Here is a 22,380-nt window from a genome sequence, read left to right as displayed (position 1 = left end):
CAGCGCAGGCCGGTCAGCGCAAGGCGGTCAGGCCGACGGTCCGGTCTCGGTGTCGACGTCCTGGGTCGCCCGACGCTCGGACTCGACGATGCCGCGGAGCGACACCAGCGCCGACGACGTCACCGCCACGTCGGACGGGTGCTCACGCGACGCGTCGAGGGCCCGCTCGAGCTCCGAGATCGCCCGGTCGCCCTCCTCCGGCGGGTGGTCGCCGCGGACCATCGCCGCGACCTGCCGGATCGCCGTCGTGAGCGGAGCGGTGAAGGCCTCGTCCGGTCGCCCGAGGTTCGACGACACCGGACCCGACCGGGCCACGAGCTCGGTGAGGTCCGTCGTGTACCAGGCGACCCGTTCCAGGGCGCGGAAGCGTGACCCGTCGTGCTGCAGCCGCGCCCGCGATCCCCGCAGTGCGCCGCGGGGGTTGATGCGCCGGCTCTCCTGCGCGATCGACACCCGGCTCCGGACGTCGGCGATCGCGCGGTCCAGGCGGTCCTGCGCCCGGTCCCACGCCCGCTCGTCCCGTTCCCCCTGCTCCAGGACGTCCGCCAGTCCGTCGAGGTGCTCGGCCAGCACGCTGTTCACCTGATCGATGCGGCGCTCGGCGTCCCAGAACCGCAGCGGCGGGAACACCAGGAAGTTCACCAGCAGCCCGACGACCACGCCGACGGCCATCTGCACCAGGTAGCCGAGCGAGTACCCCTCGGCGTGCGCACCCCCGACGAGCAGGACGAACAGCGCTGCCGTCGACACCCACGAGCTGCCCTCACCGAGGATCCGGAAGCCGCCGACGAGCACGCCGACGCCGACCGCCAGCGCGACCGCCAGGACACCGGGGTCGCCCACCCACATCGTGAACGCGGCCACCGCGATGCCCAGTGCGATGCCGACCAGGGTCTGGATGCCGCTCCGGAGGCCCGCGAACACCGTCGTCTGCATCGCCACGACCGCGCCGAGCGGGGCGTAGTAGGGGTAGTCGGACGCCACCCCGGGCACGTAGCGGGCGACGACCCACGCGAGCGCCGCGGCGACGGCGGCCTTGGCGGCGTGGAGCAGGCGCGGCTGCGTGCCGGAACTCCGGCTCCACCGCCAGACGCGGGTGCCGACCCCCGCGATGTGCTCGAACTGCATGGGTGCTCTCGTCTCGTCGGCCGTCACGGTACCCGGCGGCCACTGGTCGGGCCTCCGGGTGGGGACGGTCCGGTTGCCGGGTGGGGCCGGTGCGGTCTCCGGGTGGGGCCGGCAGGGTTCCCGGGTACGGAGGGTTCCCGGGTCCGGAGGGCCGGGGGAAGCAGGAGGGCCCCCGCAGCCTGCGCTGCGAGGGCCCTCCTGGTGGTGCGGTGTGACTACTTGGACGAGTCCGCAGCGTCGTCCGACTTGGCTGCGGCGTCGGCCTCGACCTCAGCGGCAGCGTCGGTCGTGGTCTCCTCGGCGACCGGGGTCGACTCCTCGGTGGACTCGGTCTCGTCGACCGGGGCCTCCGTGGCGTCGCTGTCCGTCGCGGCCGGCGCGGCGGCGGCCGGAGCAGCCTTGCGCGAGACCGGAGCCGGCGTGCTCGACACGGGCTCGAGGACGAGCTCGATCGAGGCGAGGGGCGCGTTGTCGCCCTTGCGGAAGCCGAGCTTCGTGATGCGGGTGTAACCGCCCTGGCGGTCGGCCACCTGCGGCGCGATCTCGGTGAACAGCGTGTGCACGACGGTCTTGTCGCGCAGGGCTGCGATCACACGACGACGAGCGTGCAGGTCGCCACGCTTCGCGAACGTGATGAGACGCTCGGCGACCGGGCGGAGGCGCTTGGCCTTCGTCTCGGTGGTGGTGATGCGGCCGTGCGTGAACAGGGCGTTGGCGAGGTTGCTCAGGAGCAGGCGCTCGTGGGCGGGACCGCCACCGAGGCGGGGGCCCTTGGTGGGCTTCGGCATGTCAGTTCTCCAGTGGTGATGGTGGTGCGCCCCGTGTCAGGAGCGCGTGCGCGTCAGCGCGAGGTCAGTTGCTGGACTCGTCCTCGTCGTACCCGCTGTAGAAGTGGGCACCATCGAATCCGGGGACGGTGTCCTTGAGGGACAGGCCGAGCTCGGTGAGCTTGTCCTTGACCTCGTCCACCGACTTCTGGCCGAAGTTGCGGATGTTCATGAGCTGCGTCTCCGAGAGGGCGACCAGCTCGGACACCGTGTTGATGCCCTCGCGCTTCAGGCAGTTGTAGCTACGGACCGACAGGTCGAGGTCCTCGATCGGCGTCTGCAGCTCGTTCGACAGCACGGCGTCGACCGGCGCGGGGCCGATCTCGATGCCTTCAGCCGCCGTGTTGAGCTCGCGGGCGAGCCCGAACAGCTCGACCAGCGTGCGACCGGCCGACGCGATGGCGTCGCGCGGCGTGATCGCGGGCTTCGACTCGACGTCGACGACCAGACGGTCGAAGTCCGTGCGCTCACCGGCACGCGTCGCCTCGACGCGGTAGGTGACCTTGAGGACGGGCGAGTAGATCGAGTCGATCGGGATCTGACCGGCTTCGCTGAACTCCGAGCGGTTCTGGGTCGCCGAGACGTAGCCGCGGCCACGCTCGATCGTCAGCTCCAGCTCGAAGCGGGCGGCGTCGTTCAGGGTCGCGATGACGAGGTCCGGGTTGTGGATCTCGACACCGGCCGGCGCGGAGATGTCCGCAGCGGTGACCTGACCGGCACCCTGCTTGCGCAGGTAGGCGGTGATCGGCTCGTCGTGCTCGCTGGAGACGACCAGGCTCTTGATGTTCAGGATGATCTCGGTGACGTCTTCCTTGACACCGGGAACGGTGCTGAACTCGTGGAGGACACCGTCGATGCGGATGCTCGTGACTGCAGCACCGGGGATGGACGAGAGGAGCGTGCGGCGCAGCGAGTTGCCGAGGGTGTACCCGAAGCCCGGCTCGAGCGGTTCGATGACGAAGCGCGAGCGGAATTCGGAGATGGACTCCTCGTTCAGGGTGGGGCGCTGTGCAATGAGCACTGTGGAATTCCTTTCGGCGAAGTGTCCGCTATATGACACTTGGCGGTACGTCGGGGCCGGCCGGGCCCCGACGGGTCTGTTTCAGTTGTGATCACGCGCACAGGAGTGCGCGATCGAACGACCAGGAATGGCCGCCCCCACTCGTCCCGGTCAGGGAACGAGCGGGGAACGGCCGGTTGCTCCTCGCGTCAGACGCGGCGGCGCTTCGGCGGGCGGCACCCGTTGTGCGCCTGCGGCGTCACGTCGTTGATCGAACCGACCTCGAGGCCAGCGGCCTGGAGCGAACGGATCGCCGTCTCACGACCGGAACCCGGCCCCTTGACGAAGACGTCGACCTTCTTGACGCCGTGCTCCGCTGCCTGGCGGGCAGCCGACTCGGCCGCGAGCTGCGCCGCGAACGGCGTCGACTTGCGCGAGCCCTTGAAGCCGACGGCCCCGGAGGACGCCCAGCTGAGGACGGCACCCGACGGGTCGGTGATGCTGACGATGGTGTTGTTGAACGTGCTCTTGATGTGGGCCTGGCCCACAGCGACGTTCTTCTTCTCCTTGCGGCGCGGCTTGCGCGCGGCGGTCTTGGGGGTAGCCATCGTGATCTCCTATCGAGCCTTCTTCTTGCCTGCCACGGTGCGCTTCGGACCCTTGCGGGTACGAGCGTTCGTCTTGGTGCGCTGACCGCGCACCGGGAGACCGCGACGGTGGCGGAGACCCTCGTAGCTACCGATCTCGACCTTGCGGCGGATGTCGGCGGCGACCTCACGGCGGAGGTCACCCTCCACCTTGAAGGTGCCCTCGATGAAGTCGCGGAGGGCGACGAGCTGGTCGTCGGTGAGGTCCTTGACGCGGATGTCGCCGGAGATGCCGGTCTCCGCGAGCGTCTGGACGGCGCGGGTACGGCCGACCCCGTAGATGTAGGTGAGTGCGATCTCCACGCGCTTCTCGCGCGGGATGTCGACGCCTGCTAGACGTGCCATTGTGCTGGCTGCTCCTGTTGTCGATGGAGGTGTGGCACAGTGCCGGTGCCCGGGCCTCCGACCCGAGGTGTCCCCCACCCGCTGATGCGGACGGGATCTGACACTGCGTTGTCGATGTTCAGTTGTGGGTCGTGCTCGAGCCGCTGGCAGTCTCGCAACTGGCGGCCCCGGTCGTGCAGCCGGACCGGAGTCCGTCCCGGAGCAGCTCGCGCTGGTCCGTCAGGGACTAGCCCTGGCGCTGCTTGTGACGCGGGTTGCTCTTGCAGATCACCATGACGCGGCCCTTGCGGCGGATGACGCGGCAGTGCTCGCAGATGACCTTGACGCTGGGGTTGACCTTCATTGTTCGTTCCTCGTGCTCGCTGGCTTCGTGCTCGGCGGGTTCGCCTTGCCGTTCCTTTCCAGCTCGCGGATCACTTGTAGCGGTAGACGATCCGGCCGCGGGTCAGGTCGTACGGGCTCAGCTCTACGATCACGCGGTCCTCGGGGAGGATGCGGATGTAGTGCTGGCGCATCTTCCCGGAGATGTGCGCGAGGACCTTGTGTCCGTTGGTCAGCTCAACGCGGAACATCGCGTTGGGCAGAGCTTCGAGCACCGAGCCTTCGATCTCGATGACGCCGTCTTTCTTGGCCATAGCCTCACTGTCGCTTGGTTGGATTACCGGTGTGATCCCCGAGCCGGTCTGCGGGTTCGGGCGCCACGCCAGAAGGCATGGCACACCAAAGATCGATCTTATGTGGTAGACGGCGGATTGCCAAGTGCGGCTTCCCCGCTCCGCGCGTCGGACTGTCGCCAGGCACCTGCCGGGCACCCCGGTGCAGGGGCCGGATCGTCCGAGACTGTGCGGTGGTGCGCCGTTCCACAGCGATCTCGTGGGCTCCCCGTCGTCGACACCGAGGCTCGGCCCGTACGGTGTCGGGAGCAGTGACCGAAGGAGAACACCCGTGCCCGACGCCCCCGGCCGCACGCGCCCCCTCGCGCGACACGGTCGCCTCCCCCGCCGACGCGGGTGGGCGACCCTGCTCACCGTCGTCGCCGCGGCCGCCGCGGTGGTCCTCGTCAGCGGCGCCAGCGTCGCGACCATCGCCGGCGCACAGCTCGCGACTTCGACACGGACCGTGCCGCTGAGCACCGACGACCAGAGCACCGCGAAGACCGCCGACGTCTCCGCCATCAAGGGCGGGGCGAACATCCTGCTCATCGGCAGCGACACCCGGGTCGGCCAGTTCGACTCCGACGAGGACGTCGAGGGTGCGCGCAACGACGTCACGATGCTCGTCCACGTGTCCGAGGACCACAAGCAACTCACCGCCGTCAGCTTCCCCCGCGACCTGATGGTCCCGATCCCGGCCTGCACCAACCCGGAGACCGGCACCACCTACCCGGCAGAGGCCTCCGCACAGTTCAACACCGCGCTCGGCAACGGCGGCGTCTCGTGCGTCGTCGACACCGTCGAGAACCTGACCGGGCTGACGGTCCCCTACGCCGGACTCATCACCTTCGACGGCGTCATCGAGATGTCGAACGCCCTCGGCGGGGTCGACGTCTGTGTGGCGTCCCCGATCGACGACACCTACACCGGGCTGCACCTCAGCGCCGGCGCGCACTCCCTGCAGGGCTCGGACGCGCTGGCGTACCTGCGCTCCCGGCACGGCGTGGGCGACGGCAGCGACCTGGCGCGGATCAGCTCGCAGCAGGTGTTCCTGTCGGCGCTCCTCCGGCAGGTGACGTCCAACGGCACGCTCTCGAACCCGATCACGCTCTACAAGCTGGCGGGCGCCGCACTGTCCAACATGACGCTGTCGGACGGACTCGCCCAGACGAAGACACTCGTCGGCCTGGCGTCCACGCTCCGCGGCATGAGCACGTCGAGCATGCTGTTCGTCCAGTACCCCGTGGTCGACGACCCGGCGGACTCCGCACGGGTCGTCGTGGACGAGGCGAACGCCCACACCCTCAACGTGGCGCTGCAGACGGACGAGCGGACCTCGCTGAACGACTCCACGACGGGTCGCGCATCCAGGGACTCGTCGGGCACGGGCTCGCCGTCCACTCCGGCGACCGCGACGCCGACAGCGACACCGGCACCGACCTCCGACACCGGGTCGCCCGCTCCCGAGACCACGACCACGAGCAGCCCGTCCGCGACGCCACTCCCGTCCTCGATCACGGGGCAGAGCGCCGCCGAGCAGACCTGCTCCGTCGGGAACTGAGCAGACCTGCTCCGTCGGGAACTGGGCCGGTTCGCTCGCGACGGCGACGGGGCGGGACCACGACAAGACGGGAGGCCCGCCACCAGCTGGCGACGGGCCTCCCGTCACGTGGGCAGCACGTCTGGTCCCGCACCCGCCTGCGCGCGTGCCTGCCCTGCGCGCGTGCCTGCCCCGCGCTCGTACCTGCCCTGCGCCCGTACTGCCTGGTGCTCGCACCCGTCCGCGCGCGTACCGGCCAGCTCTCGAGCCCGTCCCTGGTGTGGCGCCGAGCGTGTCGACGAGCTCGTGAGGCCGTTCCGGCCTGCTACGGCACCGGGACGGGCGTGACGCCGAGCGGTTCGAGCGCCGAGGCACCGCCGTCGGCGGCGGTGAGCACCCAGATCCCGTCGGCGTGCACCGCGACGCTGTGTTCCCAGTGGGCGGCGTCGGACCCGTCGAGCGTCCGCACGGTCCACTCGTCGGCGTCGGTCGAGCTGTCGATCGTGCCCGCGGTCACCATCGGTTCGATCGCGACGGCCAGACCGGGCTTGATCGCCGGGCCGGCGCCGCGGACGCGGTAGTTGAAGACCGGCGGCTCCTCGTGCATCGAGCGACCGATGCCGTGGCCGGTGAAGTCCTCGACGATGCCCCACTCGCCGGTCTCGTCGATGGCGTCCTCGACCGCGGCGCCGACCTCGTGCAGGTTCTTCGCGTGCGCGATTGCAGCCACACCGTGCCAGAGCGCGCGCTCGGTGGTGTCGCAGAGCTTCTGGCGCGCGGCGGTCGTGTCTGCGTCGCCGCCGGGCACAACCGTGGTGAAGGCGCTGTCGCCGTTCCAGCCGTCGACCTCGGCACCGGCGTCGACCGAGACGATGTCGCCCGGCTCGAGCACGCGGTCACCCGGGATCCCGTGCACGATCTCGTCGTTCACGGACACGCAGAGGGTGTGCCGGTAGCCGGGCACCAGCTGGAAGTTCGGCACACCGCCGCCGTCGCGGATGGTGCGCTCCGCGATGGCGTCGAGCTCGCCCGTGGTCGTGCCGGGGCGGATCGCTGCCCGGACGGCGTCGAGGGCCTGGGCCGTGAGGAGCCCGGGGCGCACCATGGCGCGGAGCTCCTCGGGGGTCTTGTAGATCGAGGGCTTCCGGAGGCGGGACACGGCGTTCCTGGTCAGACCGAGGCTGCGAGGCCGCGGGCGGACAGTGCCGCCGCGATCCGGTCGCCGACCTCGTCGACGCCACCGAGACCGTCGACGTCCACGACGAGACCGCGCTGCTGGTAGACGGCGACCAGCGGAGCGGTCTGCTCCTGGTACACCTGCTGACGACGGCGGATGGTCTGCTCGTTGTCGTCTGCGCGGCCCTGTTCAGCGGCACGGTTCAGCAGCCGACCGACGAGCGCGTCCTGGTCGGCGACGAGCTGCACGACCGCATCGATCCCGGTGCCGTGCTCGGCGAGGAGACCGTCGAGGTACTCCACCTGGGCAGGGGTCCGCGGGTAGCCGTCTAGGAGGAAGCCCTCGGACGCGTCGGGCTCGGCCAGACGGTCACGGACGAGCTCGTTCGTCAGGTCGTCCGGGACGTACTCGCCCGCGTCCATGATCGCCTTGGCGCGCTGGCCGAGGGGCGTGCCCTCGGAGACGTTCTTCCGGAAGATGTCACCGGTCGAGATCGCGGGGATCCCGAACGACGACGCGATCCGACCGGCCTGCGTGCCCTTCCCGGCTCCGGGAGGTCCGACGATGATGAGACGTGCGCTCAACGGAGAAGCCCTTCGTAGTGACGCTGCTGCAGCTGCGAGTCGATCTGCTTCACCGTCTCGAGGCCGACACCCACGATGATCAGGATGCTGGCACCACCGAACGGGAAGTTCTGGTTCGCCCCGAACAGCGCCAGTGCTGCGAGCGGGATGAGCGCGATGAGACCGAGGTAGAGCGCGCCGGGCAAGGTCACCCGGGTCAGGACGAAGTCGAGGTACTCGGCGGTCGGACGACCGGCACGGATGCCCGGGATGAACCCGCCGTACTTCTTCATGTTGTCCGCGACTTCTTCGGGGTTGAAGGTGATCGCGACGTAGAAGTACGTGAAGCCGACGATGAGCAGGAAGTACAGCACCATGTAGAACCAGTTGTCACCCGAGGTCAGGTTGCTCTGGATCCAGGTCACCCACGGCGCCGGCGCGGAGCCGTCCGAGGGCTGGTTGAACTGGGCGATCAGCGCCGGCAGGTACAGCAGCGACGACGCGAAGATGACGGGCACGACGCCGGCCATGTTCACCTTGATCGGGATGTACGTGTTGTTGCCGCCGTAGGTGCGCCGACCGACCATGCGCTTGGCGTACTGCACCGGGATCCGTCGTTGCGACTGCTCGACGAACACGACGGCCATCATGATCACCAGGCCGACCAGGATCACGAAGAGGAAGAGCTCGAAGGACTGCGACTGCTCGATGGCCCAGAGCGCGGAGGGGAACTGCGCGGCGATCGAGGTGAAGATGAGCAGCGACATGCCGTTGCCGATACCGCGTTCGGTGACGAGCTCACCCATCCACATGATGAGGCCGGTGCCGGCGGTCAGGGTGATGACCATGAGCAGGATCGCGTACCAGCTGTCGTTCGAGATGATCGACGTGCAGGACGCCGACGCACTCGTACCGAACAGCGCGCCCGAGCGGGCGACGGTGATCAGGGTGGTCGACTGCAGCACGCCCAGCGCGATCGTGAGGTAGCGCGTGTACTGCGTCAGCTTGGCCTGACCGGACTGGCCCTCCTTGTAGAGGGAGTCGAAGTGCGGGATGACCACGCGCAACAGCTGCACGATGATCGACGACGTGATGTACGGCATGATCCCGAGCGCGAACACCGAGAGCTTCAGGAGCGCGCCACCGGAGAACAGGTTGATCAGGTCGTAGAGACCACCGGAGGACGACGCGGACGCCAGGCAGGCCTGGACGCTGGCGTAGTCGACGAACGGTGCGGGGATGTACGAGCCCAGGCGGAACAGCGCGATGATCGCCAGGGTGAAGCCGATCTTCTTGCGAAGATCTGGGGTGCGCATGATGCGCGCGACCGCTCTGAACACGAGTTACTCCGAACTTCTGTGACCGGTCTGGCCGGTCGAGCCGGGCGAGGTGCCCGTGGCCGGAAGCGCCGACCCCGTGGCCCGTTGACGCACGTCGAACGACGCCGTCATGTCGGGCCTGCCATCAAGGAAACCGTAACGGCGGCCCGCGCGCAATGCGCGGGCCGCCGACGGGGACTTACTTGGTGACGGTGCCGCCCGCCGCCACGATCTTCTCCTCGGCGGATGCCGAGACCTTGTCGACCGTGACCGTGAGCTTCACGCTGATGTCACCCTGACCGAGAACCTTGACCTTCTCGTTCTTGCGGACGGCGCCCTTGGCGACCAGGTCCGCGACGGTGACGTCGCCACCGTTCGGGTAGAGCTCCGCGATCTTGTCCAGGTTCACGGGCTGGTACTCGACGCGGAACGGGTTCTTGAACCCGCGGAGCTTCGGGGTGCGCATGTGCAGCGGCATCTGCCCACCCTCGAAGCCGACCTTGACCTGGTACCGGGCCTTCTGACCCTTGGTGCCACGGCCGGCGGTCTTGCCCTTCGAGCCCTCACCGCGACCCACACGGGTGCGGTCCTTCTTCGAGCCAGCGGCCGGACGAAGGTGGTGCACCTTCAGGATCTGGACGCGCTCGTTCTTCTCGTCGCTCATGCGTCGACCTCCTCGACCTTCACGAGGTGCGCCACCGTTGCGACGTACCCGCGGTTCTGGGCGTTGTCCTCACGCAGGACCGTACGGCCGATGCGCTTGAGACCCAGGCTGCGGAGCGTGTCGCGCTGGTACTGCTTCTCGCTGATGACGGACTTCGTCTGCGTGATCTTCAGCATGGCCATCAGGCACCTGCCTTCTCGTTCGCGGCGGCACGCGCAGCTGCTTCGGCCTTCAGCAGGCGAGCCGGCACGACGTGGTCGACGGGGAGGCCACGACGTGCTGCGACGGCGCGGGGCTCCTCGAGCTGCTTGAGGGCCTCGACCGTGGCGTGCACGATGTTGATGGTGTTCGACGAGCCGAGCGACTTGCTCAGGACGTCGTGGATGCCGGCGCACTCGAGCACGGCGCGGACCGGACCACCGGCGATGACACCGGTACCGGCCGCGGCCGGACGCAGGAGGACGACGCCAGCGGCGGCTTCACCCTGCACCGGGTGCGGGATCGTGTTGCCGACGCGGGGGACGCGGAAGAAGTTCTTCTTGGCCTCTTCGACGCCCTTCGAGATGGCGGTCGGGACCTCGCGGGCCTTGCCGTAGCCGACGCCCACCAGACCGTTGCCGTCACCGACGACGACGAGTGCGGTGAAGCTGAAGCGACGACCACCCTTGACGACCTTGGAGACGCGGTTGATGGTGACGACGCGCTCGAGGAACTGGCTGTCGCCACCTCGCCCGCTCCGGTCGTTGCCGCCGCGTCCACCCTGCTGGCGGTCACGGCCGGCACCGCTGCCGCCACCACGGCGGCCACGGTTGTCGACGGAGTCGCGGTTGTTCGAAGCCGAACCCGCAGCGGTCTCGACGGGACGCTCGACGACGGGGACCTCAGGCTCCTTGGCCGCGGGGGCCTTGGCGTCTGCGTCGGTCGTCTCGGTCGTCTCAGCCGCGTCGGTGCTCTCCGCGGCGGTGTCCGCCTCGGTCGCAGCGTCGGTGGTCGTCTCGACCTCGGCGTCGGTCGTGGCCTCGGCCTTGACCTCGGCGTCGTCGTTGGTGTTCGCGATGTCGCTCACAGGTTCAGCCCTCCTTCACGGGCACCGTCGGCGATCGCGGCGACGCGACCGGCGTACTTGCTACCACCGCGGTCGAAGACCACGGCTTCGACGCCAGCCGACTTCGCGCGCTCGGCGACGAGCTCGCCGACACGACGGGCCTTGGCGGTCTTGTCGCCGTCGAACGAGCGGAGGTCGGCCTCCATCGTCGATGCGCTGGCGAGGGTGTGACCCTTCGCGTCGTCGATGACCTGGACGAACACGTGACGTGACGACCGGGTGACGGCGAGGCGGGGACGGGTCTCGGTCCCGGCGATCTTCTTCCGGAGACGGTTGTGGCGGCGGGCCTTGGCGGCCGCCTTGCTCTTGCCTCGAGTACGAGTTCCGATGGCCATGATCACTTACCTGACTTTCCGGCCTTGCGGCGCACGATCTCGCCGGCGTAGCGGACACCCTTGCCCTTGTAGGGCTCGGGCTTGCGCAGCTTGCGGATGTTGGCCGCGACCTCACCGACGAGCTGCTTGTCGATGCCGTTCACGGTGACCTTGTTGTTGCCCTCGACGGCGAAGCTGATGCCCGCCGGCGGGTTGACCGTGATCGGGTGCGAGTACCCGAGCGCGAACTCGAGGTCGCTGCCCTTGGCGGCCACGCGGTAACCGGTACCGACGACCTCGAGGCCCTTGGAGTAGCCCTGGGTCACGCCGATGATCTGGTTGGCGATGAGCGACCGGGTGAGGCCGTGCAGCGCGCGGGAGGAACGCTCGTCGTCCGGGCGGCTGACGAGGACCTGGTTGTCCTCGACGGTGGCCTGGATGGGCTCAGCGATGACGAGCGTGAGCTCGCCCTTCGGGCCCTTGACGGCGACGTTCTGGCCGTCGACCGAGACGGTCGCTCCGGCCGGGATGTCGATTGGGAGACGTCCGATACGAGACATGATCGATCACCAAACGTAGGCGAGGACTTCCCCACCCACGCCCTTCTGCTCGGCTTCGCGGTCGGTCAGGAGCCCCGAGGAGGTCGACAGGATCGCCACGCCGAGGCCACCGAGGACACGGGGCAGCTCGGTCGACTTCGCGTAGACGCGGAGGCCCGGCTTCGAGACGCGCTTGATGCCGGCGATCGAACGCTCGCGTTCGGGGCCGTACTTGAGTTCGATGGTCAGGGTCTGCCCGACGCGGGCGTCCTCGACCTTCCACTCGCTGATGTAACCCTCGCGCTTGAGGATGTCAGCGATGGTCTGCTTGAGCTTGGAGCTCGGAAGCGAGACGGCGTCGTGGTGCGCCGAGTTCGCGTTCCGCAATCTGGTCAGCATGTCTGCGACCGGATCAGTCATCGTCATGATGCGTATCCGTTCTTCGTCCGGTTTCGATCACCCGTTCCACGAGTGCCGACCTCGACGATCGATGTGATCCCAGGGCGGTTCCCCGGGATCGGTGTGACTTCGTGCGTGCGGGCCGGAGGAGATGAACTCCTCCGGCCCGCGCCGCCCGGAGTAGCTTAGACCGTCTGCTCGCCCGAACGGAACGGGAAGCCGAGCTGGCGGAGCAGCGCGCGGCCTTCGTCGTCCGTCTTCGCGGTGGTGACGACAGTGATGTCGAAGCCACGCACGCGGTCGATGCGGTCCTGGTCGATCTCGTGGAACACGCTCTGCTCCGAGAGACCGAAGGTGTAGTTGCCGTTGCCGTCGAACTGGCGGTCGCTCAGACCGCGGAAGTCGCGGATGCGCGGCAGTGCCAGCGACAGCAGGCGGTCCAGGAACTCCCACGCACGGTCACCGCGGAGGGTGACGTGTGCGCCGATGGCCTGGCCCTCACGCAGCTTGAACTGCGCGATGGACTTGCGGGCCAGCGTGACCTGCGGCTTCTGACCGGTGATCGCCGTGAGGTCCTTGATGGCACCTTCGATGATCTTCGAGTCGCGCGCGGCCTCACCGACACCGGTGTTGACGACGACCTTGACCAGGCCGGGGACCTGGTTGACGTTCGCGTAACCGAACTGCTCGGTCAGCGCCGCCTTGATCTCGCTGCGGTACTTCTGCTTCAGGCGCGGCTGAACTTTCTCAGCAGTCGCGGCAGTCGTGTCGGTCATCAGAGCTTCTCACCAGACTTCTTGGCGTAGCGGACGCGGACGGTCTTGGTGACGCCGTCCTTCTCCACCTCTTCGTTGCGGAAACCGACGCGGGTCGGCTTCTTGGTCTTCGGGTCGACGATCGCGACGTTCGACACGTGGATCGGAGCTTCGTGCTGCTCGATGCCACCGGTCTTCGAGCCGCGCTGGGTCTGACCGACGCGGACGTGCTTGGTCACGAAGTTGATGCCCTCGACGACCAGACGGTCGCCGCGGACCTCGATGACCTTGCCCTGCTTGCCGCGGTCGCCGCCACGCTCCTGCGTGGCACCCGTGATGACCTGGACCAGGTCACCCTTCTTGATGTTCGCCATGGCTTACAGCACCTCCGGCGCGAGCGAGATGATCTTCATGAACTTCTTGTCACGGAGCTCGCGACCGATCGGCCCGAAGATGCGGGTTCCGCGCGGGTCGCCGTCAGCCTTGAGGATCACTGCCGCGTTCTCGTCGAACTTGATGTAGGAGCCGTCGGCACGACGGGTCTCCTTCTTGGTGCGAACGATGACCGCCTTGACGACGTCACCCTTCTTCACGTTGCCGCCGGGGATGGCGTCCTTCACCGTGGCGACGATGACGTCACCGAGGCCGGCGTAGCGACGACCCGAGCCGCCGAGAACACGGATGGTGAGGATCTCCTTGGCGCCCGTGTTGTCAGCCACCTTCAGGCGGGATTCCTGCTGAATCACTGCTGTCTCCTATTCCGAAGCGGGCCGAGGCCTACTTGGCCTTCTCGAGGATCTCGACCAGGCGCCAGCGCTTCGTGGCGCTGAGGGGACGGGTCTCGCTGATGACGACCAGGTCGCCGACACCGGCGGAACCCTGCTCGTCGTGGGCCTTGACCTTCGACGTGCGACGGATGACCTTGCCGTAGAGAGCGTGCTTCACGCGGTCCTCGACCTCGACGACGATCGTCTTGTCCATCTTGTCGCTCGTGACGTAGCCACGACGGGTCTTGCGGTAGCCGCGGGTGACGGCGGCGGAGTCCTTCTCTTCGGTGGCCATCAGTTCTCCTCGGCGGTCGCGGCCTCGGTCGACTCAGCCGGCTTCTCGGCCTTCTTCGACGACTTCTTGGCCTTCGGGGCGGTCTCGACGGGCGCGGGCGTGGCACGGATGCCGAGCTCGCGCTCACGGAGCACGGTGTAGATGCGCGCGATGTCGCGCTTGACGGCACGGAGACGGCCGTGGCTCTCCAGCTGGCCGGTGGCCGACTGGAAGCGGAGGTTGAACAGCTCCTCCTTGGCCTTCTTCAGCTCGTCAGCGAGACGCTCGTTCTCGAACGTGTCGAGCTCCGTCGGACGGAGCTCCTTGGAACCGATCGCCATTATGCGTCGCCCTCCTCGCGCTTGATGATGCGTGCCTTGAGGGGCAGCTTGTGAATTGCACGGGTCAGTGCCTCGCGAGCGACCTCGTCGCTCACGCCGGCGAGCTCGAAGAGCACGCGACCCGGCTTGACGTTGGCGACCCACCACTCGGGCGAACCCTTACCGGAACCCATTCGGGTCTCAGCGGGCTTCTTGGTCAGCGGGCGGTCCGGGTAGATGTTGATCCACACCTTGCCGCCACGCTTGATGTGCCGCGTCATGGCGATACGAGCGGACTCGATCTGACGGTTGGTCACGTAGGCCGGGGTGAGCGCCTGGATTCCGTACTCACCGAAGGAGACCTTCGTGCCACCGGTCGCCTGACCCGAACGCTTCGGGTGGTGCTGCTTGCGGTGCTTGACTCGACGGGGGATAAGCATGATTACGCCTCAACTCCTGCGCCGGCCGGCGCGTCCTGCGGGGCCTGCTGCTCGCGACGGTCGCCACCACGGTCGTTGCGGTCGCCACGGGGGCCGCCGCCACGACGGTCGTTGCCGCCACCACGACGCTCCGGGCGGGACGAACGCTGGTTCGCCTGCTCGCGAGCGAGCTCCTTGTTCGTGATGTCGCCCTTGTAGATCCAGACCTTCACGCCGATGCGGCCGAACGTGGTCCGGGCCTCGTAGAAGCCGTAGTCGATGTTCGCACGGAGGGTGTGCAGGGGCACGCGGCCCTCGCGGTAGAACTCCGAACGGGACATCTCGGCGCCGCCGAGGCGACCCGACACCTGGATGCGGACACCCTTGGCGCCGGCACGCTGTGCACCCTGCAGGCCCTTGCGCATGGCGCGACGGAACGCGACACGGGCGGAGAGCTGCTCGGCGATGCCCTGCGCGACGAGCTGAGCCTCGGTCTCGGGGTTCTTGACCTCGAGGATGTTGAGCTGGATCTGCTTCTTGGTGAGCTTCTCGAGCTCGCTCCGGATGCGCTCGGCCTCGGCGCCGCGGCGACCGATGACGATGCCCGGGCGCGCCGTGTGGATGTCCACGCGGACGCGGTCACGGGTGCGCTCCAGCTCGATGCGGGCAACGCCCGCGCGGTCGAGGCTCTTCGTCAGGAACTGACGGATCTTGATGTCCTCGGCCACGAAGTCGGCGTAACGCTGACCCTTCTTCGTGCTGTCGGCGAACCAGTGGGAGATGTGGTCCGTCGTGATCCCGAGACGGAAGCCGTACGGGTTGACCTTCTGGCCCATTACTTGCTCGCCTTCTTGCTCGTCGCGGCAGCCTCGGCCTCATCCGGCGTCGCGAGGACGACCGTGATGTGGCTCGTGCGCTTGTTGATGCGGAAGGCGCGGCCCTGGGCGCGCGGCTGGAACCGCTTCAGGGTCGTGCCCTCGTCGACGAAGACGCTGCTCACGTAGAGGTCGCGTTCGTCGAGGAAGCTGTTCGTCGAGTCCGCCTTGACCCGTGCGTTCGCGATCGCCGAGGCGACCAGCTTGTACACGGGCTCCGAAGCGCCCTGGGGGGCGAACTTCAGGATGGCGAGCGCCTCGTGGGCCTGCTTGCCGCGGATCAGCTGGATGACGCGACGGGCCTTCTGAGGCGTGACGCGGATGTGTCGCACGCGTGCGATCGACTCCACCATTTCGTTCCTCCTCTGCGTCGCCGCCTTAGCGGCGACGGCCCTTCTTGTCGTCCTTCACGTGGCCGCGGAAGGTGCGGGTCGGCGCGAACTCGCCGAGCTTGTGACCGACCATCGACTCGGTGACGAAGACCGGGATGTGCTTCCGACCGTCGTGCACCGCGATGGTGTGACCGAGCATGTTCGGGACGATCATCGACCGTCGCGACCAGGTGCGGATCACGTTCTTGGTGTTGGCCTCGTTCTGCGTGACGACCTTGCGGAGCAGGTGCTCGTCGACGAAGGGGCCCTTCTTCAGACTGCGTGGCATCTTCGGAACTCCTACTTGCGCTTCTTGCCGGCGTTACGGCGACGGACGATGAGCTTGTCGCTCGGCTTGTTCGGCTTGCGCGTGCGACCCTCGGCCTGGCCCCACGGGCTGACCGGGTGACGGCCACCGGAGGTCTTGCCTTCACCACCACCGTGCGGGTGGTCGACCGGGTTCATCGCGACACCACGCACGGTCGGGCGGACGCCCTTCCAGCGCATGCGGCCGGCCTTGCCCCAGTTGATGTTCGACTGCTCGGCGTTGCCGACCTCGCCGATCGTGGCGCGGCAGCGGGCGTCGACGTTGCGGACTTCACCCGACGGCAGGCGGAGCTGCGCGTAGGGGCCGTCCTTGGCAACGAGACGCACCGAGGCGCCGGCAGAGCGGGCGAGCTTGGCGCCGCCACCGGGGCGGAGCTCGATCGCGTGCACGACCGTACCCACGGGGATGTTGCGCAGCGGCAGGTTGTTGCCGGGCTTGATGTCAGCGCCGGGGCCCGTCTCGACGACGTCGCCCTGCTTGAGCTTGTTCGGCGCGATGATGTAGCGCTTGGTGCCGTCCACGAAGTGCAGGAGCGCGATGCGCGCCGTGCGGTTCGGGTCGTACTCGATGTGTGCGACCTTGGCGTCGACACCGTCCTTGTCGGCACGGCGGAAGTCGATCACGCGGTACTGGCGCTTGTGGCCACCACCGATGTGACGCGTCGTGATGCGACCCGAGCTGTTCCGGCCACCGGTCTTCGGCAGCGGACGGAGCAGGGACTTCTCCGGGGTCGAACGAGTGATCTCGGCGAAGTCGGAGACCGAGGAGCCGCGACGACCAGGGGTCGTGGGCTTGTAGTTACGAATAGCCATGATTTATCCCTCTGGTCCTCAGCCGACAGCCGTGAAGATGTCGATCGAACCGGACTTGAGCGTCACGATGGCGCGCTTGGTGTCCTTGCGCTTGCCGATCCCGAACTTGGTCCGGCGGGTCTTGCCCGGACGGTTCAGCGTGTTGATGCCGGCGACCTTGACGTCGAAGATCTTCTCGATCGCGAGCTTGATCTCGGTCTTGTTCGCACGGGGGTCCACGAGGAACGTGTACTTGCCCTGGTCGATGAGGCCGTAGCTCTTCTCCGACACGACCGGCGAGATGATGATGTCGCGCGGGTCCTTGTTGAAGCCGCTCATGCGGTGATCTCCTTCGCGGTCTTCGACGCGATGAAGGCGTCAAGGGCGCTCTTGCTGAAGACGACGGCGTCCGCACGGAGGACGTCGTAGGCGTTCAGCTGGCCGTACGAGAGCGCGTGGACGTTCGGCAGGTTGCGGACGCTCTTCAGCGTCAGCTCGTCGCCCGACTCGAGCACGATGAGGACGTGCTTGACGGGTGCGACCTTCTCCAGCAGCGTGCGAGCGGTCTTGGTCGACGGCAGTTCTGCCTCGACGAAGCCCTCCACGGCGGAGATGCGGCCACCGCGGGCGCGGTCCGAGAGCGAGCCGAGCAGAGCTGCGGCGATCATCTTCTTCGGGGTGCGCTGCGAGTAGTCACGCGGGGTCGGTCCGTGGACGACGCCACCACCGGTGTGCTCCGGAGCGCGGACCGAACCCTGACGGGCGCGGCCGGTGCCCTTCTGCTTGAACGGCTTGCGACCGGAACCGCGGACTTCGCCACGGTTCTTGGTCTTGTGGGTGCCCTGACGCGCGGCGGCGAGCTGCGCGGTGACGACCTGGTGGATGAGCGGGACGTTGGTCTCGACGTCGAAGATCGCTGCGGGGAGCTCGACGGAGCCGGACTTCACGCCCGAGGCGTCGAGGACGTCGATCGTGGTTGCGGTCGTGGTGGCCATGATCACTTACCCTTCACGGCGGTGCGGACGAAGACGGAACGGCCACGAGCACCGGGGACGGCGCCCTTGACGAGCAGCAGACCCTTCTCGGCGTCGACGGCGTGGACCGTGAGGTTGAGGACGGTCACGCGGTCGCCACCCATACGACCGGCCATGCGCATGCCCTTGAAGACACGCGACGGGGTCGAGGAGGCGCCGATCGAACCGGGCTTGCGGTGGTTGCGGTGCGAACCGTGCGAGGCGGAGACACCGGCGAAGTTGTGACGCTTCATGACACCGGCGAAGCCCTTGCCCTTGCTGGTGCCGACGACGTCGACCTTCTGGCCGGCCTCGAACGTGTCGACGGTCAGCTCCTGACCGAGCGAGTACTCCGCGGAGTCGTTCGTGCGGATCTCGGTGAGGGTGCGACGCGGCGTGACACCGGCGGCCTCGAAGTGGCCAGCGGCCGGCTTGTTCACCTTGCGGGGGTCGATCTGGCCCGCGGCGATCTGGATCGCCTCGTAGCCGTCGCGCTCGATGTTGCGGATCTGGGTGACCACGTTCGGGCCGACCTCGATCACGGTGACGGGGATGAACTTGTTGTTCTCGTCCCACACCTGGGTCATCCCGAGCTTCTTGCCGAGGAGGCCCTTGACGGTCTTGGTTGAGTTCGCCATGAGTTCCAGCCCCCTTACAGCTTGATCTCGATGTTGACGTCGGCCGGGAGGTCGAGACGCATGAGCGAGTCGACGGCCTTCGGCGTCGGGTCGACGATGTCGATGACCCGCTTGTGCGTGCGCTTCTCGAAGTGCTCGCGCGAGTCCTTGTACTTGTGAGGGGAACGGATCACGGGGATCACGTTCTTCTCGGTGGGGAGCGGCACCGGGCCGACCACAGTTGCACCGGCACGGGTCACCGTGTCGACGATCTTCCGGGCCGACGTGTCGATGACCTCGTGGTCGTACGACTTGAGCCGGATGCGGATCTTCTGTCCCGCCATGTGTTTTCCTGTCCTCTCTGCGCCGCGCACCCGCAGGCCGCCTGACGCCGCCGGGGCTCCGCTCTCGCGTGCCCGGCTGTTTACGTGAACCACCGGCTCCACCGCAGGGGATGACCGCTGTTCTCCTGTCAACCGCGCGAGTACCCGGGGCACACGCGTGGGCATGTCGTCACCCGCGCACCGAGGTGCTGGCGGATGTCGATCGTGTTCTGCTGCCTGCGGCCCAACCCAGCCCTGCTGAACAAGGGGGTTGTGCACTGTCAGAGCAGTGACCCCACGGGCGCGAACACCCGCGGAACTTCGGAACCGGACAAGTCTCCCATAGGCCCCGCTTCCGTGCAACCCGGGCGTGTCGCGATCTGCGCGGCGTGTCGCGGGGCTGGCCACACGCCTCCCGGCCCGCCTCCGGAAGGGGTCCGGAACCGACCTGGAGGCGCTGCTCACGCCCGCCGGACCGGTCGCCGCCGGGCCGGCGGAGCGCCGCTGCTAGCCTTCGCGCATGCCCGATCTCGATGTGCTCGCCGACCCCTCCGACCCGGCCGTCCAGCGGCTCAGCGACCTCGCCAAGCCCGCGCGCGGCACGGTCCGGACCGCGATCGTCGAGGACCAGGAACCGCTTGTGCAGGCCCTCCGTGCCGGTGTCCGGTTCGTCGAGGTCTACGGCGAGTCCACGCGGGAGTTCCCGGGCGACCTGGCTGCCCTCTGCGCCGAGCTCGGCGTGACCGTGCGGCTCGTCGAGCCGGCCGTGCTGACCAAGGTGTTCCGCAGTGAGAAGCGGCCGAAGGTCTTCGGGGTCGCGAACATCCCGGCACCCGCGCGGTTCTCCGCGCTGGCCGAGGGCACGGGCGACGTGCTGGTCCTGGACGGGGTGAAGATCGTCGGCAACATCGGCGCCATCGTCCGCACCGCCGTCGGTCTCGGCGCACGCGGGGTCGTCCTGGTCGACAGCGACCTGCCGACCATCGCCGACCGGCGCGTCGTCCGGGCGAGCCGGGGCCACGTGTTCTCGCTGCCCGTGCTGCTCGAGACCCGGGAGCGGGTCGCCCGGTGGCTCGGCGAGTCCGGACTGCGGGTGGTCGACGTGGACATGGACGGGTCGCTGTCGCCCGAGTCGCTCGGCGCACTCGAGGGCGACGTCGCGCTGCTGCTCGGCGCGGAGAAGACCGGCGCGTCCGACGTGCTGCAGGACCTCGCGGCGGACACCGTCTCGGTCCCCATCGACAGTCGGGTCGAGTCGCTCAACGTGTCGGTCGTCGCCGGCATCGTCCTCTACGCCCGCAGCCGCCGCAGCGCCTGACGCCGCTACGCGAGAACGCGCCAGCACGCACCAGCACGCCAGAACGCCCCGGACCGCACGTGCGGTCCGGGGCGTTCTGCACGTCCGGGGATCAGTCCTCGGGCAGCGGCGGGACGAACCACGGCGGGAACACCGCGACGCGCGGCGCGGGACCGCCCTGTTCGGCGAACACCGCCTTCACCTGCTGGCGGACCCGGTCGTTCGGCACGCCGACCAGGGCGACCGACGACAGCGGCACACGCGGGCCGGCGAGCAGCTCCACGCCGTGCATCGACGGGTCGGTGATGTCGGTACGACGGAGCAGGTTGGTCGCCGCGTCCGGGCCGACGGCGAACCGCACGTCCGGGTCGTCCGCGTCGGTGTCCGCCAGGATCACGGACGCTCCGAATGCGGTCGTGGGGACCACCAGGACGACGAACTCGGTCGCCCGCGTGCGCCGGGCTGCGTCCGACCAGCGGTCCTCCTCGGCGCCGGAGCGGAGCTCGTCCCAGCGGCGTGCGTCCGGCGAGAGGGTGAACGGCACGTGGCCGGCCACGCTGGAACCGTCGGGTGCGGTGGCCGCACCACGGGCCTCCCGGGTGGCGGCGGAGCTGACGTCGACGACCGGCGTCACCTGGTCGGACGCCAGGACGGCACCCTCGGCGACGATCGCGGCGAGGTTGTCGATGTGTGTGACGTGGTGGGCGCGCAGCGCCGCGAAGTCGCGGGTCGCCGGCAGCACCTGCGCGGGGACCTTGCCGCCGGGCGTCGACGGGGTGGACCGCAGCGACGTCGTCACGCGGCTCCGACGCGGCGTCGGGGTCTTGATGATGTCCTCCGGATCACGCTGCCGTGGGGAGCAGATGTCGCAGAGTTCGATGGGGAAACCGTGGATGCACTCGTCGGTCACGACTGATGGGTCCTTCCGTGCCTCGTGGGGTGGGCGGGCACGACCACCAACGCTACGTCATCCCGGCACCGCCGACGACCGTTCACTCCGCCACCGCGTCATTGTCGGTAGAGCAGCGCCCGGACTTCGGACTCGGCCGCGTGCAGCCGTTCGGGGTCGATCGTCTCGCCGTGTTCGTACGCGTCGAGCAGCCTGGGGTCGATGTAACTCTGTCTGGCGACGGTCGGTGTGTTGCCCAGGACCTCGCTCGCGGCCTTGACCGCATGGGAGATCGCCTTCTTCCGCTTCGCCTGGCTCGACAGGACTCCCGTCTCGGCCAGGTCCACGGCAGCCGCGACCGTGCCGTGCAGTGTCCGGAAGTCCTTCGCGGTGAAGTCCTCCCCCGCGCGCTCCTTGACGTACGCGTTGATGTCCTCGGCCGTCACCGGCTCCCAGTCGTCGCCGCGACGCTCGCGGAACGAGAGCAGGCGGGCGTTCGGACCCCGACGCTTCATGCCGACCAGGACACGTGCCAGGTCGGCGTCGTGGATCGTCGACGACCACGCCTGGTGGCTCTTGCCGGGGAACTCGAGCTCGATGTCGTCGCCCGAGACGTGGGCGTGCGTGCACAGGAGCGTGGACAGGCCGTGGCTGCCGTGCTCGGTGGCGTAGCGCTCGGACCCGACGCGGAGCGACCCCTGGTCGAGCATCCGGAACGCGGCGGCCAGCGCTCGGCGACGGTCGGGCTCCGGACGGCGGAGGTCCTGGGTCACCATCCGACGGGCACCGGGCAACGACTCGGCCAACCCGAGTGCGCGGTCGTACTTGATCTTGTCCATCCGGTCACGCCAGGACGGGTGGTACATGTACTGGCGGCGTCCGGCACCGTCGATCCCGGTCGCCAGGATGTGCCCGTTCTCGTACGGGGATATCCAGACCTCGTCCCAGGCCGGCGGGATCACGAGGTCCTCGAGCCGCTTCCGGACCGCTGGGTCGGACACGGTCGAGCCGTACGGGTCCTTGTACGAGAAACCCGTGCCGCTGCGGAGACGGTGGTACCCACGACCCTTGGTCGAGGAACGGCGGAGACGTGTCACCTGGCCGATGCAACACCATCGGGG

Annotated in this window: 34 protein-coding genes; 2 read left to right on the top strand and 32 right to left on the bottom strand. The window is 68.5% G+C overall.

The genetic code is table 11. The features are described 5' to 3' along the window. Positions 1-27 precede the first annotated feature (27 nt). The 7 genes from JOD51_RS01575 to infA all read right to left on the bottom strand — a co-directional run bounded on the left by JOD51_RS01575 (position 28) and on the right by infA (position 4,582). Positions 28-1,128 (bottom strand): aromatic acid exporter family protein, encoded by a 1,101-nt coding sequence (locus JOD51_RS01575; RefSeq protein WP_204606738.1) that lies wholly within the window; start codon positions 1,126-1,128, stop codon positions 28-30. 215 nt (positions 1,129-1,343) lie between these two features. Further along, positions 1,344-1,916, bottom strand: a complete 573-nt coding sequence (gene rplQ / locus JOD51_RS01570) for a 50S ribosomal protein L17 (protein WP_204606737.1) — start codon at positions 1,914-1,916, stop codon at positions 1,344-1,346. Between the two features lie 64 nt (positions 1,917-1,980). Next, the gene (locus tag JOD51_RS01565) at positions 1,981-2,976 is read right to left on the bottom strand and encodes a DNA-directed RNA polymerase subunit alpha (protein ID WP_110903551.1); all 996 of its coding nucleotides are present in this window, start codon (positions 2,974-2,976) and stop codon (positions 1,981-1,983) included. Positions 2,977-3,164: 188 nt separating this feature from the next. Then, entirely contained in the window at positions 3,165-3,563 is a 399-nt protein-coding gene (gene rpsK / locus JOD51_RS01560) for a 30S ribosomal protein S11 (protein WP_110824227.1), read from the bottom strand. A 9-nt stretch (positions 3,564-3,572) separates the two neighbouring features. Beyond that, positions 3,573-3,947, bottom strand: coding sequence for a 30S ribosomal protein S13 (rpsM, locus tag JOD51_RS01555; protein WP_110903552.1), 375 nt, complete (start codon positions 3,945-3,947; stop codon positions 3,573-3,575). 226 nt (positions 3,948-4,173) lie between these two features. Next, the gene (gene rpmJ / locus JOD51_RS01550; protein WP_111073925.1) at positions 4,174-4,290 is read right to left on the bottom strand and encodes a 50S ribosomal protein L36; all 117 of its coding nucleotides are present in this window, start codon (positions 4,288-4,290) and stop codon (positions 4,174-4,176) included. Between the two features lie 70 nt (positions 4,291-4,360). Further along, complete coding sequence (gene infA, locus JOD51_RS01545; RefSeq protein WP_017885509.1) at positions 4,361-4,582, bottom strand: translation initiation factor IF-1; 222 nt, start codon at positions 4,580-4,582, stop codon at positions 4,361-4,363. A 310-nt stretch (positions 4,583-4,892) separates the two neighbouring features. Here infA and JOD51_RS01540 point away from each other — a divergent pair, with 310 nt between their 5' ends. After that, positions 4,893-6,161: an LCP family protein gene (locus tag JOD51_RS01540; RefSeq protein ID WP_204606736.1), complete on the top strand. Its 1,269-nt coding sequence runs from the start codon at positions 4,893-4,895 to the stop codon at positions 6,159-6,161. 304 nt (positions 6,162-6,465) lie between these two features. Here the strand turns inward: JOD51_RS01540 and map are convergent, their stop codons facing one another. From map to rpsJ, 23 genes are all read right to left on the bottom strand, one after another. Beyond that, positions 6,466-7,245, bottom strand: a complete 780-nt coding sequence (gene map, locus JOD51_RS01535) for a type I methionyl aminopeptidase (protein ID WP_239539972.1) — start codon at positions 7,243-7,245, stop codon at positions 6,466-6,468. 65 nt (positions 7,246-7,310) lie between these two features. Beyond that, a complete protein-coding gene (locus JOD51_RS01530; protein WP_204606734.1) occupies positions 7,311-7,901 on the bottom strand; it encodes an adenylate kinase in 591 nt (196 codons plus the stop codon). Continuing rightward, positions 7,898-9,220 (bottom strand): preprotein translocase subunit SecY, encoded by a 1,323-nt coding sequence (gene secY / locus JOD51_RS01525; RefSeq protein ID WP_204606733.1) that lies wholly within the window; start codon positions 9,218-9,220, stop codon positions 7,898-7,900. The genes JOD51_RS01530 and secY overlap by 4 nt, the downstream gene beginning before the upstream one ends. A 178-nt stretch (positions 9,221-9,398) precedes the next feature. Further along, positions 9,399-9,863 carry a 50S ribosomal protein L15 gene (rplO, locus tag JOD51_RS01520; protein ID WP_110903556.1) on the bottom strand — a complete coding sequence of 155 codons (465 nt, stop codon included), beginning with the start codon at positions 9,861-9,863 and terminating at the stop codon, positions 9,399-9,401. Further along, positions 9,860-10,045, bottom strand: a complete 186-nt coding sequence (gene rpmD / locus JOD51_RS01515; protein WP_022906355.1) for a 50S ribosomal protein L30 — start codon at positions 10,043-10,045, stop codon at positions 9,860-9,862. Before rpmD ends, rplO begins: the two co-directional genes overlap by 4 nt. After that, positions 10,045-10,929, bottom strand: a complete 885-nt coding sequence (gene rpsE, locus JOD51_RS16825; protein ID WP_204606732.1) for a 30S ribosomal protein S5 — start codon at positions 10,927-10,929, stop codon at positions 10,045-10,047. The genes rpmD and rpsE overlap by 1 nt, the downstream gene beginning before the upstream one ends. Continuing rightward, positions 10,926-11,303: a 50S ribosomal protein L18 gene (rplR, locus tag JOD51_RS01505; RefSeq protein WP_204606731.1), complete on the bottom strand. Its 378-nt coding sequence runs from the start codon at positions 11,301-11,303 to the stop codon at positions 10,926-10,928. The genes rpsE and rplR overlap by 4 nt, the downstream gene beginning before the upstream one ends. A 2-nt stretch (positions 11,304-11,305) precedes the next feature. Continuing rightward, positions 11,306-11,842, bottom strand: a complete 537-nt coding sequence (rplF, locus tag JOD51_RS01500; protein ID WP_111073930.1) for a 50S ribosomal protein L6 — start codon at positions 11,840-11,842, stop codon at positions 11,306-11,308. Between the two features lie 6 nt (positions 11,843-11,848). Continuing rightward, positions 11,849-12,247: a 30S ribosomal protein S8 gene (gene rpsH, locus JOD51_RS01495; RefSeq protein ID WP_166780378.1), complete on the bottom strand. Its 399-nt coding sequence runs from the start codon at positions 12,245-12,247 to the stop codon at positions 11,849-11,851. Between the two features lie 158 nt (positions 12,248-12,405). Further along, the gene (gene rplE / locus JOD51_RS01490) at positions 12,406-12,996 is read right to left on the bottom strand and encodes a 50S ribosomal protein L5 (RefSeq protein ID WP_204606730.1); all 591 of its coding nucleotides are present in this window, start codon (positions 12,994-12,996) and stop codon (positions 12,406-12,408) included. Next, a complete protein-coding gene (gene rplX, locus JOD51_RS01485; protein WP_111073933.1) occupies positions 12,996-13,349 on the bottom strand; it encodes a 50S ribosomal protein L24 in 354 nt (117 codons plus the stop codon). The genes rplE and rplX overlap by 1 nt, the downstream gene beginning before the upstream one ends. A 3-nt stretch (positions 13,350-13,352) precedes the next feature. Further along, positions 13,353-13,721, bottom strand: a complete 369-nt coding sequence (rplN, locus tag JOD51_RS01480) for a 50S ribosomal protein L14 (RefSeq protein ID WP_110903562.1) — start codon at positions 13,719-13,721, stop codon at positions 13,353-13,355. 31 nt (positions 13,722-13,752) lie between these two features. Next, a complete protein-coding gene (gene rpsQ, locus JOD51_RS01475; RefSeq protein WP_204606729.1) occupies positions 13,753-14,037 on the bottom strand; it encodes a 30S ribosomal protein S17 in 285 nt (94 codons plus the stop codon). Beyond that, entirely contained in the window at positions 14,037-14,357 is a 321-nt protein-coding gene (gene rpmC, locus JOD51_RS17265) for a 50S ribosomal protein L29 (RefSeq protein ID WP_110903564.1), read from the bottom strand. The genes rpsQ and rpmC overlap by 1 nt, the downstream gene beginning before the upstream one ends. Beyond that, entirely contained in the window at positions 14,357-14,776 is a 420-nt protein-coding gene (rplP, locus tag JOD51_RS01465; RefSeq protein WP_111073935.1) for a 50S ribosomal protein L16, read from the bottom strand. Before rplP ends, rpmC begins: the two co-directional genes overlap by 1 nt. Before the next feature lie 2 nt (positions 14,777-14,778). Next, complete coding sequence (gene rpsC / locus JOD51_RS01460; protein ID WP_166780381.1) at positions 14,779-15,591, bottom strand: 30S ribosomal protein S3; 813 nt, start codon at positions 15,589-15,591, stop codon at positions 14,779-14,781. Then, on the bottom strand, positions 15,591-15,983 hold the full coding sequence (gene rplV, locus JOD51_RS01455; RefSeq protein WP_110903567.1) for a 50S ribosomal protein L22: 393 nt from the start codon (positions 15,981-15,983) through the stop codon (positions 15,591-15,593). Before rplV ends, rpsC begins: the two co-directional genes overlap by 1 nt. A 25-nt stretch (positions 15,984-16,008) precedes the next feature. Further along, complete coding sequence (gene rpsS / locus JOD51_RS01450; protein WP_017885529.1) at positions 16,009-16,290, bottom strand: 30S ribosomal protein S19; 282 nt, start codon at positions 16,288-16,290, stop codon at positions 16,009-16,011. An 11-nt stretch (positions 16,291-16,301) separates the two neighbouring features. Next, positions 16,302-17,141, bottom strand: a complete 840-nt coding sequence (gene rplB / locus JOD51_RS01445; protein WP_111073937.1) for a 50S ribosomal protein L2 — start codon at positions 17,139-17,141, stop codon at positions 16,302-16,304. An 18-nt stretch (positions 17,142-17,159) separates the two neighbouring features. Next, a complete protein-coding gene (rplW, locus tag JOD51_RS01440; protein ID WP_110824245.1) occupies positions 17,160-17,459 on the bottom strand; it encodes a 50S ribosomal protein L23 in 300 nt (99 codons plus the stop codon). Then, on the bottom strand, positions 17,456-18,115 hold the full coding sequence (gene rplD, locus JOD51_RS01435; RefSeq protein ID WP_111043491.1) for a 50S ribosomal protein L4: 660 nt from the start codon (positions 18,113-18,115) through the stop codon (positions 17,456-17,458). The genes rplW and rplD overlap by 4 nt, the downstream gene beginning before the upstream one ends. Before the next feature lie 2 nt (positions 18,116-18,117). After that, on the bottom strand, positions 18,118-18,771 hold the full coding sequence (rplC, locus tag JOD51_RS01430) for a 50S ribosomal protein L3 (protein WP_110903570.1): 654 nt from the start codon (positions 18,769-18,771) through the stop codon (positions 18,118-18,120). A 14-nt stretch (positions 18,772-18,785) separates the two neighbouring features. Continuing rightward, on the bottom strand, positions 18,786-19,094 hold the full coding sequence (gene rpsJ / locus JOD51_RS01425) for a 30S ribosomal protein S10 (protein ID WP_110824248.1): 309 nt from the start codon (positions 19,092-19,094) through the stop codon (positions 18,786-18,788). Positions 19,095-19,593: 499 nt separating this feature from the next. On the opposite strand from rpsJ, the gene JOD51_RS01420 reads away from it, so the two are divergent. After that, the gene (locus JOD51_RS01420) at positions 19,594-20,391 is read left to right on the top strand and encodes a TrmH family RNA methyltransferase (protein WP_204606728.1); all 798 of its coding nucleotides are present in this window, start codon (positions 19,594-19,596) and stop codon (positions 20,389-20,391) included. A 91-nt stretch (positions 20,392-20,482) separates the two neighbouring features. On the opposite strand, the gene JOD51_RS01415 is transcribed toward JOD51_RS01420, so the two are convergent. Next, positions 20,483-21,280, bottom strand: a complete 798-nt coding sequence (locus tag JOD51_RS01415; protein WP_204606727.1) for a DarT ssDNA thymidine ADP-ribosyltransferase family protein — start codon at positions 21,278-21,280, stop codon at positions 20,483-20,485. Between the two features lie 98 nt (positions 21,281-21,378). Further along, a complete protein-coding gene (locus JOD51_RS01410; protein ID WP_204606726.1) occupies positions 21,379-22,356 on the bottom strand; it encodes a DNA topoisomerase IB in 978 nt (325 codons plus the stop codon). Positions 22,357-22,380: the final 24 nt, after the last annotated feature.

The organism is Curtobacterium herbarum, from assembly GCF_016907335.1.
Lineage (GTDB): Bacteria > Actinomycetota > Actinomycetes > Actinomycetales > Microbacteriaceae > Curtobacterium > Curtobacterium herbarum.
This window is presented reverse-complemented; position numbering and strand designations above follow the sequence as displayed.